General features: G+C 68.4%; 13 protein-coding genes and 2 tRNA genes. 3 read left to right on the top strand and 12 right to left on the bottom strand.

Translation table 11 applies throughout. From position 1 onward, the window contains the following. The gene (locus HCT63_RS01175; RefSeq protein ID WP_243842836.1) at window positions 1-2,661 is read left to right on the top strand and encodes a dipeptide ABC transporter ATP-binding protein; all 2,661 of its coding nucleotides are present in this window, start codon (window positions 1-3) and stop codon (window positions 2,659-2,661) included. 79 nt (window positions 2,662-2,740) lie between these two features. Further along, on the top strand, window positions 2,741-3,514 hold the full coding sequence (locus tag HCT63_RS01170) for an SGNH/GDSL hydrolase family protein (protein ID WP_167000752.1): 774 nt from the start codon (window positions 2,741-2,743) through the stop codon (window positions 3,512-3,514). A 16-nt stretch (window positions 3,515-3,530) separates the two neighbouring features. On the opposite strand, the gene bsh is transcribed toward HCT63_RS01170, so the two are convergent. The 7 genes from bsh to gyrB all read right to left on the bottom strand — a co-directional run bounded on the left by bsh (window position 3,531) and on the right by gyrB (window position 10,891). Continuing rightward, window positions 3,531-4,505 carry a choloylglycine hydrolase gene (bsh, locus tag HCT63_RS01165; protein ID WP_208322211.1) on the bottom strand — a complete coding sequence of 325 codons (975 nt, stop codon included), beginning with the start codon at window positions 4,503-4,505 and terminating at the stop codon, window positions 3,531-3,533. A gap of 144 nt (window positions 4,506-4,649) precedes the next feature. Beyond that, window positions 4,650-4,722 (bottom strand) — tRNA-Ala (locus HCT63_RS01160). A gap of 33 nt (window positions 4,723-4,755) precedes the next feature. Then, on the bottom strand, window positions 4,756-4,875 hold the full coding sequence (locus HCT63_RS20330; RefSeq protein ID WP_243842835.1) for a DLW-39 family protein: 120 nt from the start codon (window positions 4,873-4,875) through the stop codon (window positions 4,756-4,758). 25 nt (window positions 4,876-4,900) lie between these two features. Next, a tRNA-Ile gene (locus HCT63_RS01155) sits at window positions 4,901-4,975 on the bottom strand. An 88-nt stretch (window positions 4,976-5,063) separates the two neighbouring features. Then, window positions 5,064-6,179 (bottom strand): DUF3566 domain-containing protein, encoded by a 1,116-nt coding sequence (locus HCT63_RS20625; protein WP_167000750.1) that lies wholly within the window; start codon window positions 6,177-6,179, stop codon window positions 5,064-5,066. Next, complete coding sequence (gyrA, locus tag HCT63_RS01145) at window positions 6,176-8,743, bottom strand: DNA gyrase subunit A (protein WP_167000748.1); 2,568 nt, start codon at window positions 8,741-8,743, stop codon at window positions 6,176-6,178. The genes HCT63_RS20625 and gyrA overlap by 4 nt, the downstream gene beginning before the upstream one ends. 84 nt (window positions 8,744-8,827) lie before the next feature. Beyond that, entirely contained in the window at window positions 8,828-10,891 is a 2,064-nt protein-coding gene (gene gyrB / locus HCT63_RS01140) for a DNA topoisomerase (ATP-hydrolyzing) subunit B (protein ID WP_279587718.1), read from the bottom strand. A 335-nt stretch (window positions 10,892-11,226) separates the two neighbouring features. Here gyrB and HCT63_RS01135 point away from each other — a divergent pair, with 335 nt between their 5' ends. Next, entirely contained in the window at window positions 11,227-12,078 is an 852-nt protein-coding gene (locus tag HCT63_RS01135) for a phosphatase PAP2 family protein (RefSeq protein WP_167000746.1), read from the top strand. Window positions 12,079-12,088: 10 nt separating this feature from the next. Here HCT63_RS01135 and HCT63_RS01130 read toward each other — a convergent pair whose 3' ends face one another. From HCT63_RS01130 to dnaA, 5 genes are all read right to left on the bottom strand, one after another. Beyond that, window positions 12,089-12,652, bottom strand: coding sequence for a DciA family protein (locus tag HCT63_RS01130; RefSeq protein WP_167000744.1), 564 nt, complete (start codon window positions 12,650-12,652; stop codon window positions 12,089-12,091). Then, a complete protein-coding gene (gene recF, locus HCT63_RS01125) occupies window positions 12,645-13,787 on the bottom strand; it encodes a DNA replication/repair protein RecF (RefSeq protein ID WP_167000742.1) in 1,143 nt (380 codons plus the stop codon). The genes HCT63_RS01130 and recF overlap by 8 nt, the downstream gene beginning before the upstream one ends. A 10-nt stretch (window positions 13,788-13,797) precedes the next feature. Continuing rightward, a complete protein-coding gene (gene gnd / locus HCT63_RS01120; protein WP_347877918.1) occupies window positions 13,798-14,715 on the bottom strand; it encodes a phosphogluconate dehydrogenase (NAD(+)-dependent, decarboxylating) in 918 nt (305 codons plus the stop codon). A 16-nt stretch (window positions 14,716-14,731) separates the two neighbouring features. Next, window positions 14,732-15,874 (bottom strand): DNA polymerase III subunit beta, encoded by a 1,143-nt coding sequence (gene dnaN, locus HCT63_RS01115; protein WP_167000738.1) that lies wholly within the window; start codon window positions 15,872-15,874, stop codon window positions 14,732-14,734. Window positions 15,875-16,356: 482 nt separating this feature from the next. Next, entirely contained in the window at window positions 16,357-17,934 is a 1,578-nt protein-coding gene (gene dnaA, locus HCT63_RS01110) for a chromosomal replication initiator protein DnaA (RefSeq protein WP_167000736.1), read from the bottom strand. Window positions 17,935-18,091: the final 157 nt, after the last annotated feature.

Here is an 18,091-nt window from a genome sequence, read left to right as displayed (position 1 = left end):
ATGTTTTCTCTGCTCAAGTCCACCCGTGGCCTCCAGCGCGGCATGCTGATCGCCGGCCTGATCCTCGTCACGATCTTCCTGATCCTCGCCGTCTTTGCGCCCTGGCTGGCGCCGTACGGGTTCAACGAGACCCGCGTCGACGGCGTCCCGTTCGGCACCCAGCAGCCGCCGTCGGCCGAGCACTGGTGGGGCACCACCGTGGGCGGCCAGGACGTCCTGTCCCGGGTGATCTACGGCGCGCGCACCGCGGTCGCGGTGATCGTGCTCGCGGTGACGTTCTCGCTGGTGATCGGTGTGCCGCTCGGTCTGCTCTCCGGCTTCCTCTCGGGTCCGCTCGACCGCGCGCTCGTCCTGGTGATGGACGCGCTGTACGCGTTCCCCTCGCTGCTGCTGGCGATCGTGGTCGCGATCGTGGTCGGCGGCGGGTCGTCCGGGGTGGTGGGAGGCGTCCTCGCAGCGGCGATCGCGCTCACCGTCATCTTCATCCCGCAGTACTTCCGCGTGGTCCGCAACGCCACGCTCGCGGTGAAGGTGGAGCCGTACGTCGACGCCGCGCGTGTCGTCGGCACCCGGACCCCCCGCATCCTGTTCCGTCACATCCTCGCCAACGTCCGCGGGTCGGTCCCGGTCATCGCGACGCTCAACGCGTCCGAGGCGATCCTCTGCCTGGCGGCCCTCGGCTTCCTCGGCTTCGGCATCGAGCCGTCGTCGGCCGCCGAGTGGGGCTACGACCTCAACAAGGCGATGTCCGACGCCACCAACGGCATCTGGTGGACGGGAGTGTTCCCCGGGATGGCGATCGTCCTGATGGTGGTGGGCGTGACGCTGGTCGGCGAGAGCCTCAACGACGTGCTCAACCCACTGCTCAAGGCCCGCGGAGGCGACACGACTACCTCGGACGAGGAGGAGATCAGCGCCGAGTACGCCGAGGCCGTCGCCCAGGCCGGCCTCGACGAGGAGGTTGCCGAAGAGGCGGCGGCGGTGGACGAGGACGTACGCCGCGTCGCGACGCTCAGCCTCACCGATCTCGCGGTCTCGTTCCGCACCGGGGCCGCACCCGTGCACGCGGTGAAGGGCGTCAGTTTCGACATCGCTCCTGGAGAGGTGGTCGCGGTCGTCGGCGAGTCCGGCTCCGGCAAGTCGGTGACGTCGCGTGCCGTCATGGGTCTGCTCCCGGCCACTGCCGGCGTGTCGGGCTCGGTGCTGCTGCGGACCGGGGCGAGCGACTCCCGCGAGCTGATCGGGATGTCCGAGCGCAAGCTCCGCGCCGTCCGTGGCGACCAGGTCTCGATGATCTTCCAGGAGCCAGGTACGGCGCTGGACCCGGTCTACACGGTCGGCTGGCAGATCGTGGAGATGATCCGCACGCACCGCGACGTGTCCAAGAAGGAGGCGCGGGCGCGGGCGGTCGAGCTGCTCACCCTCGTTGGGCTCCCTGACCCCGAGCGTCGCGTGGACTACTACCCGCACCAGCTCTCCGGCGGTCAGAAGCAGCGGGTGATGATCGCGATGGCGATCGCCCTCGAGCCGGAGGTCATCATCGCCGACGAGCCGACGACGGCGCTCGACGTGACCGTGCAGGCGTCCATCATCGAGCTGCTGCTCGACCTGCGTGACCGTCTCGGCACCGCGATCGTGCTCATCACCCACAACATGGGTGTGGTCGCCGACGTCGCCGACCGTGCGGTCGTGATGTATCGCGGCGAGATCGTCGAGCAGGCTCCGGTAGACCGGCTGTTCGGCGCGCCTCGCCACCCCTACACCCGCAAGCTGCTCGAAGCTGTCCCACACCTCGGCCAAGGCGCGGGCGCACCGCCCGTGCCCGAGTCGGCGCCGGCGGTGCTGACGCTGCAAGACGTGACCGTCGAGTTCGCCGGGCGGCTCGGCCAGCCGTCGTTCCGCGCGGTCGACGACGTGAACCTGACGGTGCGGCGCGGCGAGGTTCTCGGCCTGGTCGGTGAGTCGGGGAGCGGCAAGTCCACGCTCGGGCGGGTCGCTGTCGGCCTCCAGAAGGTGACCGCCGGCTCCGTGCTCATCGGCGACGAGAACATCACGACGCTGTCCGACCGCCGCCTGCGCCCGCACCGGGGCCGCTTCGGCTTCGTGTTCCAGGACCCGGCCGCCTCGCTGAACCCGCACCTGACGATCAGCGAGTGCGTGGCCGAGCCGCTGAAGGTGCAGAGCGACCTCTCCGCGGCCGACCAGCGGGCCAAGGTCGAGACGCTCCTCGACCGCGTGCAGCTCCCCGCGTCGTACGCTGCTCGCTACCCGCACGAGCTGTCGGGCGGTCAGCGTCAGCGCGTCAGCCTCGCTCGGGCGCTCGCGCTCGATCCCGACCTGCTGATCGCGGACGAGCCGACGTCGGCGCTCGACGTCTCCGTCCAGGCGAAGGTGCTGGAGCTGTTCTCCGAGCTGCAGCGCGAGCTCCAGTTCGCGTGCCTGTTCATCAGCCACGATCTGGCTGTCGTCGATGCACTGGCGAACCGGGTCGCGGTCATGCGGAACGGGCGGATCGTCGAGGAGGGGACGAGGCAGGACGTGCTCCACTCGCCGCGCGAGGAGTACACGCGCCAGCTGATCGCTGCCGTCCCGGTGCCGGACCCCGCAGAGCAGCGGCGCCGTCGCGAAGCGCGCGGAGGTCTGCTCAGCGACGTCGAGTGACGGACGCGCCGGCCCGGTGCACCACCGGGCCGGCGCGCGTACTCACTTTGTTGACTAGGTCCCGCGGTATCCTGGGGCGATGGTGACCTACCAGCGCTTCGTGGCCCTCGGTGACAGCACGACAGAGGGGATCGGCGACACCCCGTACGCCGACGGCAGTCCGCAGGGCTGGGCGGACCGCTTCGCCACGCTCCTCGCGCAGGCGGTCCCGGGAGCGTCCTACGCCAACCTCGCCGTACGGGGCAAGGTCACGCACGAGGTTCATGCCGAGCAGCTCGAGCCCGCCCTCGCGCTCGACCCGGATCTCGTGAGTCTCGTGGTCGCCATGAATGACCTCATCCGCCCGCGGTTCAGCGCCGACGCGATCATCGGCCACATCGAGGCGATGGTGGGTGCGCTGCGACGGCAGGGAGCGGATGTCCTCCTGATGACCTTTCCGGACCTGGCCGCGGTCTCGCCCGTCGGCCGTCTCGTCCGCGGGCGGATCACGGACCTCAACAGGGGGTTTCGTACGGTCGCCGCGCGCCACGGCGCACACGTGCTCGACATCGCGACCGTCCCCTCCGCCGGCGACTCCCGTGTCTGGGCCGACGACCGCCTCCACCTCAACCCCGACGGCCATGCGCTCCTCGCCCGTGCGATGGCCGCGACAGCTGGGCTGCCGGACACCGACAACTCGTGGCGGGCGCCGCTGCCCCCACCGCTCCGACGTGGACTGAGGGAGCGGGCCGAGATCGAGGCGGCCTGGTACGGCACGCACCTCGGTCCGTGGCTCGGGCGTCGCCTCACGGGCCGGTCGTCCGGGGACGGCCGCGCCGCCAAGCGGCCGGACCTCCTGCCGATCGTCGCCTGAGACGACGCGCGTCGCGCTAGACGAGGGCGAGGTCCGTCCCGTCAGGTGAGTGGTCCGCCATCCTGACGCTGCGGATCGTCGGGTCGTCGTACGTGTTCCAGTAGTAGGTCGCAGTCCTCGACGAGAAGAGCCCCGTGTAGATCGTCTTCTCGAACTCGCCCGAGCCGCCCATCACGGCGCCGCCGTCCACCATCGCGACCTGCTGCAGGGTGTGGAACGCGCGGCTGACGTTCTCCTCCTCGCTCGCCTTGTCCGGGTAGTGCTCGTTGACGTACGCCGCACGCACGAACCTGGAGGGTGAGTAGTAGTCGCCGGGGATCCCTCGCATGTGCGACCCCGAGCCGAACGGGGTGAGGTGGGCTCTGCCGAGCACGAGCTCCTTGGGGAACTCGGGCGAAGCGTTGAGGTAGTTGCGCAGGTTCTCGTGGTGCCAGGCGAACCCGGGCTGGTTGGTCAGGACGTCGACGTCGTCATCGAAGACGTGCATGCCGTCGCTCGTGTGCTCCACCACGATGGCGCGATCCGCGTCGCCGATGAACCAGTGCAGCATCGAGCTCGGATACTTCTCGTTGATCGGCTTGTCGACGATGACGACATTCTCGAGCGCTGCGGCGGCCTCGTCGACGGTCGCGAACTGCGAGGCCACCCAGAGCGGGAACTCGTACGCAGCGACGTTGGTCGCGCCCTCGACAGGCTCCGGTGCGTAGGCCGCATATCCCGGGAAGTTCAGTCCCGCCACGGCCAGGCCCGCATCGTTGCCGCAGTCGAAGTAGAGCGGCGTGCCCTCCTCGACGATGCCCATCCCGATGGTCGCATGCAGGATGTTCGACACCGCCCCGAACGGCGACTTCAGGTCGTACCCCTTGGGTGTCACGACCACTCGCTCCCCGTAGCCGCTCGTCCAGTCGAGGTTCCGGGCGAGATAGAGGTTGCCGCTCTCGTCGTTGAATCTGATGCCGGTGCACACGTCGATGGCCCCTGTCCTTGGCACCCGCTGACCGTGGCCAGCGAGCTCGGTCGGTGCCTTCCAGCATGAGCGGGGGTGTGACGACCGGCAACTCGGCGGTCGGCAAAAGTACGCAGGCCGGACCCTGGAGGGTCCGGCCTGTCGTCGATCCAACGAGAGATTATGCGGTGGAGCTGAGGGGACTCGAACCCCTAACCCCCTGCTTGCAAAGCAGGTGCGCTACCAATTGCGCCACAGCCCCGCAAACTGCGGGCGCGGGGCGCCCGGCAGTGGGTCAGACCTTGTCGGTCGACTCGGCCCAGAGCTGCTGACCGTTGCGGCCGGCCTTCTTCTTCTTGTTGACCACCGCGAAGAGACCTGCTGCGGCGATGGCGGCGATCACGAGCTTCTTCATCAGATTCTCCTCTGGGTGGGGTACGTGGGCCTAACAGGACTTGAACCTGTGACCTCTTCCTTATCAGGGAAGCGCTCTAACCAAGCTGAGCTATAGGCCCGTTCTCACCGAACCGGTGAGCCGACGGAGACTTTACCTGGTGCCTGGCGGCGTACCCAAACCGGGGTAGGCCGCCAGGCTGTGCAGGCTCAGTCGTCCTCGGCCAGCGTGACCTCGAGCCCGCCGAGCAGCTGCGCGGCGAGGTTGTAGAGGAACGCTCCAACGGTCGCGAGTGCGGTGATCAGGATGACGTCGATCGCGGCGATCACGATGGTGAGGCCGATGATCCGTCCGAACCCGACGTACTCGCTGATGTCGAAAGCGTCGGCGTTGTCGTTGAGGACGGTGGCGACGCTCTGGTTGATCGCGTCCCACACACCGGCGGCGCCGAGCACTGCCCACACCAGGACGACTGCCACGACCGTGACGATGCCGACGGCGATCGCGAGTGCGAATGACATCTTCATGACCGACCACGGGTCGACCCGGTAGACGCGCAAGCGCGCCTTGCGCGACGGTGCAGTCGAGGCATTCTTGGACTCGTCCTTGGGGGAGTCCTCGTACGGCTTCGGACGGCGCTTGCGGGGGCGCGCCTCCGTGTCGACCGGAGCGACCGTCGGCTTGGAGACCGTCGGCTGGCGCTTGGTCTCGGTCGCGCGGGCCTCAGCCTCTGCGATCGAGCCGGCTGTCGGCACCGGGGGCTTGGCGGTCGACGAGCCGGTCGATGCCGGCGCCGGCTTCGCAGCAGGCGACACAGGCTTTGCCGACGCATCCTGGGCGGGCTTTGCCGTGGCCGGTGCGGTGGACGCCGGGGACGCAGGCTTGACTGCCGGGGCGTCCTTGGCGGGCGCCGACTGCTTCTGCTGCTGTGCAGCCCCTGCGGCCGGCGCAGACGGCGGCGTCGGTGACGCGGCGGGCGCCGTCGGTCGAGACGGCTGAGCAGGCTGACCGTTGGAGGCCTGCCGGTCACGCGTCACCGGCGTGCCCGGACGCGCCGGGGGCGAGGGTGCCGGACGCTGCGAGGCGCCCTGTGGTTGCTGCGGTTGCTGCGGCGGCTGCGACGGCTTCTGCCCGTTCGGCCTCGGCTGGGCGCCAGGCGACGCGGGCGGGGTGGCCTCGGACGGCTTCGCGCTCGACTGCCCCCCGTTCAGGCTCCCCGGAGTCGGCTGGGCAGGTCGCCGCGGGCCGCCGTTGACGGCGCTCGTGTCGGGCTCACTCTGCCTCGGCCGCTGCGGAGCCGCGGGGTTCGGCTTGCGGTCCGTCATTCTTCCTCCTGGGCGTCGGGGGTCGTGGTCTCTGGCTCCATTGCCTCAACCATCTCCTCGGCGTCGGACTCGTCGACTGTATCCAACAGTGAAGAGTTCTCCTCATTCCGCGCAAGGGCAACCACTTCGTCGTCCCCCTTCACACCGACGAACTTCACGCCCATGGTGTCACGTCCGGTCTGAGTGACGTCAGCCACACGCGACCGGGTGACCTGACCACTGGCCTTGATCGCGATGATCTCGTCATCATCGTCCACGACGAGGGCACCGACCAGCGCCCCGCGCTCGTCCTGAAGCTTCATCGCCTTGATGCCGAGACCCCCGCGACCCTGGACGCGGTACTGCGCGACCGCGGTCTTCTTGGCATAGCCGCCGTTGGTGGCAGTGAAGACGTACTGGTCGTCCTCGTCGGCATCGCTGCGGATCACCGCCATCGAGAGGAGCTCGTCAGAGTCACGGAACTTCATGCCGGTGACACCTGAGGTGGCGCGGCCCATCGGCCGAAGGGTCTCGTCGTCGGCGGTGAACCGGATCGACTGCGCACGGCGTGAGAACAGCACCAAGTCGTCGTCGGGGCCGACGAGCTCCGCTCCGACCAGCTCGTCGTCGGGGTCACGGAAGTTGATCGCGATGACGCCGGCCTGACGCGGGCTGTTGTAGTCCGCGAGGCGCGTCTTCTTGACCAGGCCGTTCTTGGTGGCCAGCACGAGGTAGGGCGACTGCTCGTAGTCGCGGATCGCCAGCACCTGCGCGATCTGCTCGTCGGGCTGGAACTGCAGCAGACCCGCGACGTGACCGCCCTTGGCATCACGCCCCGCCTCGGGAAGGTTGTACGCCTTCTCGCGGTAGACCCTGCCCGCGGTCGTGAAGAAGAGGATCCACTGGTGCGTCGTCGTGGAGAACAGGTGGTCGACCACGTCGTCGCCGCGCAGCGTCGCCCCTCGTACGCCCTTGCCGCCACGGCGCTGGACTCGGTAGAGGTCGGTCTTGGTGCGCTTGACGTACCCACCGCGGGTGATCGTGACGACCACGTCCTCGTCGGGAATCAGGTCCTCCATCGACAGGTCGCCGTCGGCGGGGATGATGCGCGTACGACGGTCGTCGCCGTACTTCTCGACGATCGCGGTGAGCTCCTCGGCCACGATGGAGCGTTGGCGCGTGATGTTGGCGAGGATGTCCTTGTAGTCGGCGATCTCGGCCTCGATCTCGGCGAGCTCGTCAATGATCTTCTGGCGCTCGAGGGCTGCCAGGCGCCGCAGCTGCATTTCGAGGATCGCCCGTGCCTGGATCTCGTCGATCTCGAGCAGACCGGTCAGGCCGTCGCGGGCGTCCTCGACCGTCTGGCTACGGCGGATGAGGGCGATGACCTCGTCGAGCATGTCGAGCGCCTTGACCAGGCCGCGCAAGATGTGGGCCCGCTCTTCGGCCTTGCGGAGGCGGTACTCGGTGCGGCGCCTGAGGACCTCGACCTGGTGCTCGACCCAGTTCGAGATGAACTGGTCGAGCGTGAGCGTGCGCGGCACCGAGTCGACGAGCGCGAGCATGTTCGCCGAGAAGTTGGTCTGCAGCTCGGTGTGCTTGTAGAGGTTGTTGAGGACGACCCGCGCGATCGCATCGCGCTTGAGCTCGACCACCAGGCGCCGACCGACGCGGGAGCTCGACTCGTCACGAACGTCCGAGATGCCCTGGACACGACCCGTGTTGACCAGGTCGGCGATCTTCTGGAGCAGGTTGTCGGGGTTGACCTGGTAGGGGAGCTCCTTGACGACGAGGGAGATCTTGCCCTTGGCGTCCTCCTCGATGTCGACGACCGCGCGCATCGGGACCGACCCGCGGCCGGTCCGATAGACGTCCTCGATGCCCTTGGTTCCGACGATGAGGGCCTTGCTGGGGAAGTCAGGGCCCTTGATGCGCTCCATCAGCGCGTCCAGGAGCTCCTCACGCGAGGCGTCGGGGTGCTCGAGAGCCCAGATGGCCCCGTCGGCGACCTCACGGAGGTTGTGCGGGGGGATGTTCGTCGCCATGCCGACCGCGATGCCGGCCGAGCCGTTGACCAGCAGGTTGGGGATCCGCGCGGGCAGGACCGTCGGCTCGAGCGAGCGACCGTCGTAGTTGGGCGTGAAGTCGACGGTCTCCTCTTCGATGTCGCGCACCATCTCCATCGCGATCGGCGCCAGCCGGCACTCGGTGTACCGCATCGCTGCTGCGTCGTCGTTGCCCGGCGAACCGAAGTTGCCCTGGCCCGCGACCATCGGGTAGCGAAGCACCCACGGCTGGGCAAGGCGGACGAGGGTGTCATAGATCGCGGTGTCGCCGTGCGGGTGGTACTGACCCATGACGTCACCGACGATGCGTGAGCACTTGCTGAAGCCACGGTCGGGGCGGTAGCCACCGTCGTACATCGCGTACAGCACGCGGCGGTGCACCGGCTTGAGCCCGTCCCGGACGTCCGGGAGGGCGCGCGCGACGATGACGCTCATCGCGTAGTCGATGTAGGACCGCTGCATCTCGGTCTGCAGCTCGACGCGCTCGATCCGCTCCGGTGGCGTGGGTGTCTCGGTCACGAAAGGTTTCCTTCGTCGTACGGGTCAGTCTGTGGATTCACGTGAAACGATGCGTGGCGCCACGTGTCAGATGTCGAGGCCACGTCAGATATCAAGGAACCGGACGTCCTTGGCGTTGCGCTGGATGAACGCGCGACGCTGCTCGACGTCCTCACCCATCAGCACGGTGAAGACCTCGTCGGCGTTGGCGGCGTCGTCGAGCGTGACCTGGCGCAGGATCCGCTGCTCCGGATCCATCGTGGTCTCCCAGAGCTCGTGGTCGTTCATCTCACCCAGACCCTTGTAGCGCTGGACCGGGGCTTCCTTGGGCAGGCGTTTGCCCGCCTCCTTGCCGGCGGCGAGCAGCGCGTCGCGCTCCCGGTCGGAGTAGGCCAGCTCGGGGGCAGTGTTGGACCACTTGATCTTGAACAGCGGCGGCTGCGCCAGGTAGACGTACCCGCCGTCGATCAGAGGCTTCATGAAGCGGAACAGCAGCGTGAGCAGCAGTGTCGAGATGTGCTGGCCGTCCACGTCGGCGTCGGCCATCAGCACGATCTTGTGATAGCGCAGCTTGTCGATGTCGAAGTCGTCGGTGACGCCCGTGCCGAGCGCGGAGATGATGGCCTGGACCTCGGCGTTCTGGAGGATCTTGTCGATCCTCGCCTTCTCGACGTTGAGGATCTTGCCGCGCAGCGGGAGGATCGCCTGGATCCGCGGGTCGCGCCCGCCCTTGGCCGAGCCGCCGGCGGAGTTGCCCTCCACCACGAACAGCTCGCACTCCTCCGGGTTGCGCGAGGAGCAGTCGGCGAGCTTGCCCGGCAGGCCCGCGCCGCCCAGCAGGCTCTTGCGGTTGCGGGCGAGATCGCGCGCCTTGCGGGCCGCCATCCGCGCGGTCGCCGCGTCGATGCTCTTGCGCACGATGATCTTGCCCTCGGCCGGGTTCTGCTCGAACCATGCACCGAGGTGATCGTTGGTGACCGTCTGGACGTACGACCGGGCCTCAGTGTTGCCGAGCTTGGTCTTGGTCTGACCCTCGAACTGCGGCTCAGAGAGCTTGATCGAGATGATGGCGGCCAGCCCCTCGCGGATGTCGTCACCCGAGAGGCGGTCCTCCTTCTTCTTGATCAGGCCCTGGTCCTCGGCGAACTTGTTGACCGTGTAGGTCAGCGCCGCACGGAAGCCCTCCTCGTGGGTGCCGCCCTCGTGGGTGTTGATCGTGTTGGCGAAGGTGTGGACCGACTCCGAGAACGAGACGTTCCACTGCATCGCGAGCTCGAGGCTCAGCCCGGCGTCCGGGTTCTCGGACTCGAACGCGATGACCTCGCGGTTGAGCGGGCTGCGGTTGCCCGTGTTGATGTGGTGGATGTAGTCGATCAGGCCGTCTTCGTACTTGAAGCGACGCTCCATCGCGCCTTCGTCCGTGCCGCCGGTCGCGCTGTCGGCGGGGGTGATGTCGTGCGCCGCCTCTGCGCTCTGGAGGGCCTCGGCGACCTCGCCGGCCGCAGGGCGCTCGTCGCGGACCACGATCTCGAGGCTCTTGTTGAGGAAGGCCATCTCACGGAAGCGGGTCGTGAGCGTCTCGAACGAGTACGTCGTGGTCTCGAAGATCTCGTCGCTGGCGTAGAAGGTGATCGTCGTGCCGGTCTCCTCCGTGGCCTCGCCGCGCTCGAGCGGGCCGTCAGGCACGCCGTACGTGAAGGACTGACGCCAGACGTGACCCTCGCGACGAACCTCCGCGTACAGCTTGGTCGAGAGCGCGTTGACCACCGAGACACCGACGCCGTGCAGGCCACCGGACACCTTGTAGCCGCTCCCACCAAACTTGCCGCCGGCGTGCAGCGAGGTCAGGACCAGCGTCAGCGTCGGGATCTTCTCGATGGGGTGGTCCTTCACCGGGATGCCTCGACCGTTGTCGACGACCTTGATACCGCCGTCGGACAGGAGGGTGATCTCGATGGTGTCGCATTGGCCGGCGAGGGCCTCGTCGACCGAGTTGTCGACGACCTCGTAGACCAGGTGGTGCAGACCGCGCTCACCGGTGGACCCGATGTACATGCCGGGCCGCTTGCGGACGGCATCGAGGCCTTCGAGAACCTGGATGTCTCCGGCGTCGTACGAGGACCCCGAGTCTGTCGGGCGGGTCTCGGGGGTGGGGATCGACTCGCTCACAGGTGGATGGCCTCCATCGTCTCGAGAACTCAGGTCGCGAACTCGCAGGCGTCCCGACCTGCATGGTCGCCGGGGCGGCGAGAACAGCCGGGACACAACTGGTCCAGTGTAGCCGGTAGAGCGCGCCACACGAGCCGACAGCGTCCTCCCGTGAGGGCGCGACGAAGCCCGGAAGCCTCTGAGAGGGCTCAGGTGCCCTCTGTGACGGATCGGGACCCCGCCGACGATGCCCCGTATGCGCCCCGTCCCCACTCGAACGCCTGTACGGGGCTTCTGTGTCGCGGACGGTCGAGACGGTGTCGATCGCTGTTGCGCGATGAGGCAAGGTGGGGGACATGGCATCTTCGACGGTTGCTCGTGCGCCGTCCGCGGGGCAGAGGCTTTATCGCGGACGGACGCTGGCGTCGGCGTTCGGACTCCTCGTGGTGTCGTTCGCCGCACTCGTGCTGATGGTGTCCTATCTCATCGAGAACCCCCGCGGGCAGCGTCTCGACCAGCGGGCGATGGAGGCCGTGTATGCGCGCCGCGACGCCCTCGACCAGCTCCTGTCCGTCCTCGGCTACCTCTCCATCGGCACGATGGCGATCGCCATGGTCGTCCTGATGACGATGGCGGTGCTGCGGCAGCGGTTCGCCGCAGCATTCGCCGCGGTGATCGTCGTCGCAGGCGCCAACATCACGACCCAGGTGCTCAAGCACGCTGTCCTCGACCGGCCCGACCACGGGTACGGCTGGCACGTCAACAGCCTTCCCAGCGGTCACACCACCGCCGCGATCTCGCTCGTCATCGCAGCGCTGCTGGTCGCGCCGGCGGCCCTCCGCGGCCTAGTCACGATGCTCGGCTCGGCCGCCGTCGTCCTCACCGGCGTCTCGACCGTCGTCGCCGGGTGGCACCGCCCGTCCGATGTCGTCGCGGCACTCGCCGTCGGACTTCTCTGGGGCGCGGGCGCCGTCTTCGTGCTCGCACTGCGCCGCAGCGGCCCGCCGACCGGCGGGTTCTTCGCCTCGCTGGGGTGGGGGCTGATCGGAGCCGTCGCTGCCGGCGCTGTCCTGCTGTTCATCGGCGTGCGCCCATACGGGGGCTGGGACGGCGTCGGGCCAGCCGCAGGCGTGATGGTGATCATCGGCATCGCGGTCGCCCTGGTCGTGGCGGTCTTCGACCGGATCTCGTCGGTCTTCGCGCGCTGAGGCGCGCCACTCACCCGTAGGTGTCGCGCGGCCCGCGGCCCTTCACCCTCAGTGAACCCTTCGCCCAGCTCGGGCCTTGGGGTCCGCGGACGTTGATCCGCGTGACGGTGCCGTCGCCGAGCCGCTCGTTGAGCTTGCCGACCACGTTGGGAGCGAGCATCCGCAACTGTGTCGCCCACGCCGTCGAGTCCGCATTCACCCAGAGCTGCCCGTCGGCATAACGGTCGGGCCGGCAGTGCTCGGCGACTTCCGCGCCCACGATCTCGCTCCACCGCCCGAACAAGCCGTGGACCGCAACCTCGGTGTCCCAGCCGTGCTCGGTCACGAGCCGGTCGAGCGTCGACTCCAGGGTCTGGGGGTCGCGGTCGTCGGGGTGAGCGCCGCTCACGCTCGGGATGGTGCGTCGGCGTCGGCGTCGGCGTGGCGTCGATGAGCGCGAGGCGGCGGGACCGACCGAACGGTACGCACGTGCGATGCTGCGAGCCAGCTCGATGCCGTCGGTCTGATGGTCTGCCGCAGGCTCGACAGGCTCGACGGGTGTGCGCTCACCGGGGTCGACGGGTTCCTTACTCATCAGCCACCTCCTCGTCCATCCTGACCTCGCCTGCCGCCACGTCGTACCGACGCCCTCGCAGGCCCGCGGGCACGTCCTCTGCGACAGCCGCGGTCACCAGCACCTGCTCGGCGCCGGCGACCCTGTCGGCAAGGTGAGCGCGCCGGTCCCGGTCGAGCTCGGCGAACACGTCGTCGAGGATCAGGATCGGGTCGTCGCCGTCTGCGCGCAAGAGGTCGTACGAAGCCAGTCGCAGCGCCAGTGCGTATGACCACGACTCACCGTGGCTCGCGTACCCCTTGGCGGGCATGCTCCCGAGAGACAGGACGACGTCGTCGCGGTGCGGGCCAACGAGGCTGACCCCGCGGTCGAGCTCGTCGCGTCGGCGCCGCACCATCTCCTCGGCCATCGCCTCACGGAGGACGTCGCGGTCCAGGGTCTCGGGGAGCTCGAAGGAGGGCTTGTACGCGGTCGTGGCCTCCGTACGCTCAGCCGCCGCAGACGCCGCGACCGCGCGGTAGGCGTCGGCGAGGTACGGACCGAGGGCGTCGAGCAGCGCGAGCCGTGCGGCCAGCAGCTCACCCCCGTACGTGGCGAGCTGACCGTCCCAGATGTCGAGCGTGTCGAGGTTCGCACCGCGGCCGGCGTGCCGTGCGGACTTGAGCAGCGAGTTGCGCTGGCGCAGTGCCCGGTCGTAGTCCGCCCGAACCCCGGCGAACCGCGGTGAACGCAGAACCAGGAGCGCGTCGAGGAAATGGCGGCGGTCGCTCGGGTCGCCCTTGACCAACGTGAGGTCTTCGGGTGAGAACACGACCGAGCGGAGCCATCCGAGGAGGTCACGCGGGCGGGGGAGCGGACCTCGGTTCACGCGTGCGCGGTTCGAGCGCCCGGGCGTGATCTCGATCTCCAGCAGCGCAGACCGGTCATCGCGCACGACGCTCGCGCGGACGACCGCGCGGTCGGCGCCGATCCGGACGAGTGGCGCATCGCTCGCGACCCGGTGCGAGCCCAGCGTCGCGAGGTAGTCGATCGCCTCGACGAGGTTGGTCTTGCCCTGACCGTTCGCACCGATGAAGGCGGAGGCGCCGGGTTCGAGCGTGAGCTCGAGCTCGACATAGGAGCGGAAGTCGTGCAGGGAGAGGTGGGTGACGTGCACGGTGCGGTGGCTACTCCGACTTCACCGCGTGGCCGCCGAACTGGTTGCGCATCGCGGCGATCGCCTTCATGGCGGGCGAGTCGTCCTGGCGCGACACGAACCGGGCGAACAACGCTGCGGTGATCGCCGGCACCGGCACCGCGTTGTCGATCGCGGCCTCGACGGTCCAGCGTCCCTCACCCGAGTCTTCCGCGTAGCCGCGGATATGCGCGAGGCCCGGGTCCTCCTGGAGCGCCTTGACCATCAGGTCGAGGAGCCAGGAGCGGACGACCGTGCCCTCGCGCCACGAGGCGAACACCTCGGTGACGTCGTCGACGAGGTCGACCTTCTCGAGCAGCTCGTAACCCTCCGCGTACGCCTGCATCATCGCGTACTCGATGCCGTTGTGAACCATCTTGGAGAAGTGACCGGCGCCCACCCCACCTGCGCGCACGTAGCCGCTGGTCGGGCTGGGTCGCAGGGCGTCGAACGCCGGGGTGACCTTGGCGATGTCGTCGGGCGCACCGCCGACCATCAGGGCGTAGCCCTCCTCCAGACCCCAGACGCCGCCGCTGACTCCGCAGTCGACGAACCCGATGCCCTTTTCGGCCAGCTCAGCGGCATGGCGGAGGTCGTCGGTCCAGCGCGAGTTGCCGCCGTCGACCACGACGTCGCCCGCTGAGAGCAGGTCACGTAGCTGGGCGACCGTCTCGTGCGTGGCGGCGCCGGCCGGGACCATGACCCACACGACCCGCGGAGCGGGAAGGGCTTCGACAAGTGCACCAAGCGAGGAGACGTCGGCAAGGTCGGGGTTGCGGTCGTACCCGACGACGTTGATGCCCCCTCGCCGCATGCGCTCGCGCATGTTGCCGCCCATCTTGCCGAGGCCGATCAGTCCGATGTCCATGGCACTCCTTGGAGTCGTGTCCGGGCGAGATGGTGGCGACAGGGGTGACGAGCGGACGTCAGCCCGGCAGGCGCATCGGCATGATGAGGTACCGGAAGGACATGTCGGGCTCCCCGCCCAGTTCCTGCACGCCCGCGAGCGTCGCGGGGCGGCTCGCCTGGGTGAAGGCGAGGTGGACGGCGGGGTCGGTCATGACCTGCAGGCCCTCGAGGAGGAACGTCGGGTTGAAGCCGACCACAATGTCGTCGCCGTCGACCTGCGCCTGCAGCGTCTCCTGCGCCTGGGCGTCGTCCCCGCTGCCGGACTCGAGGAGGACCTGCCCGTCGGAGAACGTCAGGCGCACCGGAGTGTTGCGCTCGGCGACGAGCGAGACTCGGCGGACGGCGTCGATGAGGTCCTGGCGGCCCACGAACGCGATGGTCTGGGCGTTGGCGGCGAACAGCTGACGCACCTTGGGGAACTCACCTTCGAGCATCCGGGTGGTCGTGCGGCGGGTGCCGCTGGCCGTGGAGCCCTCGAAGCCGATGAGGCCGGGGCCCTGCTCACCCGTGGCGACGGCCATCGTCAGCTCGCCGCCGGACGTGAAGGACTTCGCGATCTCGGAGAGCGAGCGCGCCGGGACGACGGCTGTCGCGGAGGTGTCCGGGTTCTCGGGGAACCACGAGAGCTCGCGGAGGCTCGCCCGGAACCGGTCGGTGGCCAGCAGCGAGATCGTCGACCCGGCAAGCTCGATGCGGACCCCGGTGAGGAGCTGGAGGACGTCGTCGCGCCCAGCGGCGGCCACGGCCTGCGCGACGGCGGTTGCGAAGTCGTCCGAGCTCACCGTGCCTGACGCCGTCGGCATCGCCGGCAGCTGGGGGTAGTCCTCGACGGGCATCGTCTGGAGGCTGAACCGGCTGCTGCCGCACACCAGCGAGACCTTGGTGCCGTCGACCGAGACGTCGACCGGACGCGAGGGGAGCGACTTGCAGATGTCGGCGAGAAGCCGACCGGACACGAGGGCCCGGCCATCGTCGGCGACGTCGGCGTCGACGGTGGAGCGGGCGGAGGTCTCGTAGTCGAAGCTCGACAGCGCGATGCCGCCGTCGGTGCTCTCGACCATGAGGCCGGCGAGCACGGGAACGGTCGGCCGAGTCGGCAGGCTCCGGGCCGTCCAGGCGACTGCGTCGGCCAAGGCGTCGCGGTCGATGCGGAACTTCACAGCGATGTGCCTCCGGACGGGTGTGGCCGGCCGTGGGAGCGGCCGGGGAATGACATGTTTCCTGGAATCCTGCCACGGCTCTGGCTCGGGCGACCAGTCAGGGAGGTTGTCATTCGTCATCCCCAGGTTTGGCCTGTGGATGACTTCGAACGAATGAGGAGATCTTGTAGTTCTCATCTCAGTAGTAGGGGCTGTTGACGGAGTGGACAACTCGAGTCAGTGCAGGTCAGCAACTGAATGGCAATGTTCACGCGATGTGGACAACCGACCCGTTCGCTGTGCGACGCGGTGGAGGACGGACTCGCGCTCCCCAGGTCGTGCACGGGACGGCGGGGGCTTGTGGATGAAGTTGGGGTGTTTTCCCCAGGTGTATCCCCAGATGTGGGTAGTCGTGAATCACAACAAAAGGGGCGGTACGACGGGTGTCGTACCGCCCCTTTTGGGGGTCTGAGGAGCGCGTGCGGGGCCGCTGAAGGTCCCGCTCAGCCCACCTGGCGAGCCTGCTGCTTGATGCGGTTCGTGAGCTCGGTGACGTGGTTGAAGACCTGTCGGCGTTCGGCCATCAGGGTGCGGATCTTGCGATCGGCGTGCATGACGGTCGTGTGGTCTCGGCCACCGAAGTGCTGCCCGATCTTGGGCAGCGAGAGCTCGGTGAGCTCGCGGCAGAGGTACATCGCGATCTGGCGCGCCTGGACGAGTCCCCGGGAGCGGCTCGCTCCGCAGATCTCCTCGATCGAGTACTCGAGGTAGGAGGCCGTCTGGGCGATGATCAGGCCGGCGGTGATCTCAGGCTCTCCACCCTCGGGGATGAGGTCCTTCAGGACGATCTCGGCCAACGGCAGATCGACTGCCTGGTGGTTCAGGCTCGCGAAGGCCGTCGCCCGGATCAGGGCGCCCTCGAGCTCGCGGATGTTGGTCTGGATCCGACTGGCGATGAACTCGAGCACCTCAGGCGGGACTGTGAGCTTCTCGATCTCGGCCTTCTTGCTGAGGATCGCGATGCGGGTCTCGAGGTCGGGCGGCTGGACGTCCGTCGTGAGGCCCCACTCGAACCGGCTGCGGAGCCTGTCCTCGAGCGACTCGAGCCCACGGGGCGGCCGGTCCGAGGTGATCACGATCTGCTTGTTGGAGCCGTGAAGGGTGTTGAACGTGTGGAAGAACTCCTCTTGGGTCTGGATCTTGCCCTCGAGGAACTGGATGTCGTCGATGAGGAGGACGTCCGTGTCGCGGTAGCGCCGCTGCAGCGCGGGCATCCGGTCGTCACGGATGGCGTTGATGAAGTCGTTCGTGAACTCTTCGGTGCTCACGTAGCGCACACGCGCGTTCGCGTACAGGCTGCGGACGTAGTGTCCGATCGCGTGCAGGAGGTGCGTCTTGCCGAGCCCGGACTCGCCGTAGATCATCAGCGGGTTGTAGGCGCGCCCCGGCGCCTCGGCGACAGCGACGGCGGCCGCGTGCGCGAAGCGGTTGGACGAGCCGATGACGAAGTTCTCGAAGTGGTAGCGCGGGTTGAGTCGCGTCTCGGCTGCCCGGACGTGGTGCGGAGGGCGTGCCTGGCTCGTCGTGGGGACGAAGGCCGGTGAAGCGTCGAAGTTCACCGGCGCGCCGTCGTCGTGCGCCGCGGACGACGCGGGGGCGCGGACGTCGGCGGTGTGCCCTGGAGCGGACACCGGGTCGGCGGCAGGTACCCCCACGCCGTCAGAAGTCGAGTTAACGCCATCTCGACTTGTCGACAAGTCAATTTCTTCGAGGTTGTCGGCCTTCTCCGTGGCGGCGGGGAGCACGTTGGGATCGACCGTGACCGCGATCCGGATCGGCCGCCCGAAGGAGTCCGACAGTGCCTGCTCGAGCTGCGGCCTCAGGCGTACCTCCATCTGGGTCCGCGTGAAGTCGTTGGGGACCCCGACGAGGAGGGTGTTCTCGTGGAGCGTGATCGGGACAGAGCTCGTCACCCATGCCCGTGTGGTGACGGGGAGGATCTCGGTGATCGCGTTCCAACGGCGGTGGAGCGTTGCGCTGTCGATCACCTCCGAGGGCGGCGTCGGCTGGTCATCACTCATGTTGGCCCCAATCTCCGGCTCCCTGGGGGGCGCGGTACGTCCACATCGTTATCCACAATCTGTGGACTTACTGCTCCCCGTGATGAGATCCCCGTGATCCCAGTGATGTCGCGGCATTCCACGCCGATGGCGTGCCCTGTGGATATCGTGGTATTTC

The organism is Mumia sp. ZJ430 (genome assembly GCF_011751845.1).
Classification (GTDB): Bacteria; Actinomycetota; Actinomycetes; order Propionibacteriales; family Nocardioidaceae; genus Mumia.
This window is presented reverse-complemented; position numbering and strand designations above follow the sequence as displayed.

Coding starts and splice junctions, on each gene's coding strand:
- HCT63_RS20625 (WP_167000750.1), bottom strand. CDS start 6,179: ATGACGGACCGCAAGCCGAACCCCGCGGCTCCGCAGCGGCCGAGGCAG.
- HCT63_RS01175 (WP_243842836.1), top strand. CDS start 1: ATGTTTTCTCTGCTCAAGTCCACCCGTGGCCTCCAGCGCGGCATGCTG.
- dnaA (WP_167000736.1), bottom strand. CDS start 17,934: ATGAGTGATGACCAGCCGACGCCGCCCTCGGAGGTGATCGACAGCGCA.
- HCT63_RS20330 (WP_243842835.1), bottom strand. CDS start 4,875: ATGAAGAAGCTCGTGATCGCCGCCATCGCCGCAGCAGGTCTCTTCGCG.
- HCT63_RS01170 (WP_167000752.1), top strand. CDS start 2,741: ATGGTGACCTACCAGCGCTTCGTGGCCCTCGGTGACAGCACGACAGAG.
- HCT63_RS01135 (WP_167000746.1), top strand. CDS start 11,227: ATGGCATCTTCGACGGTTGCTCGTGCGCCGTCCGCGGGGCAGAGGCTT.
- HCT63_RS01130 (WP_167000744.1), bottom strand. CDS start 12,652: ATGAGTAAGGAACCCGTCGACCCCGGTGAGCGCACACCCGTCGAGCCT.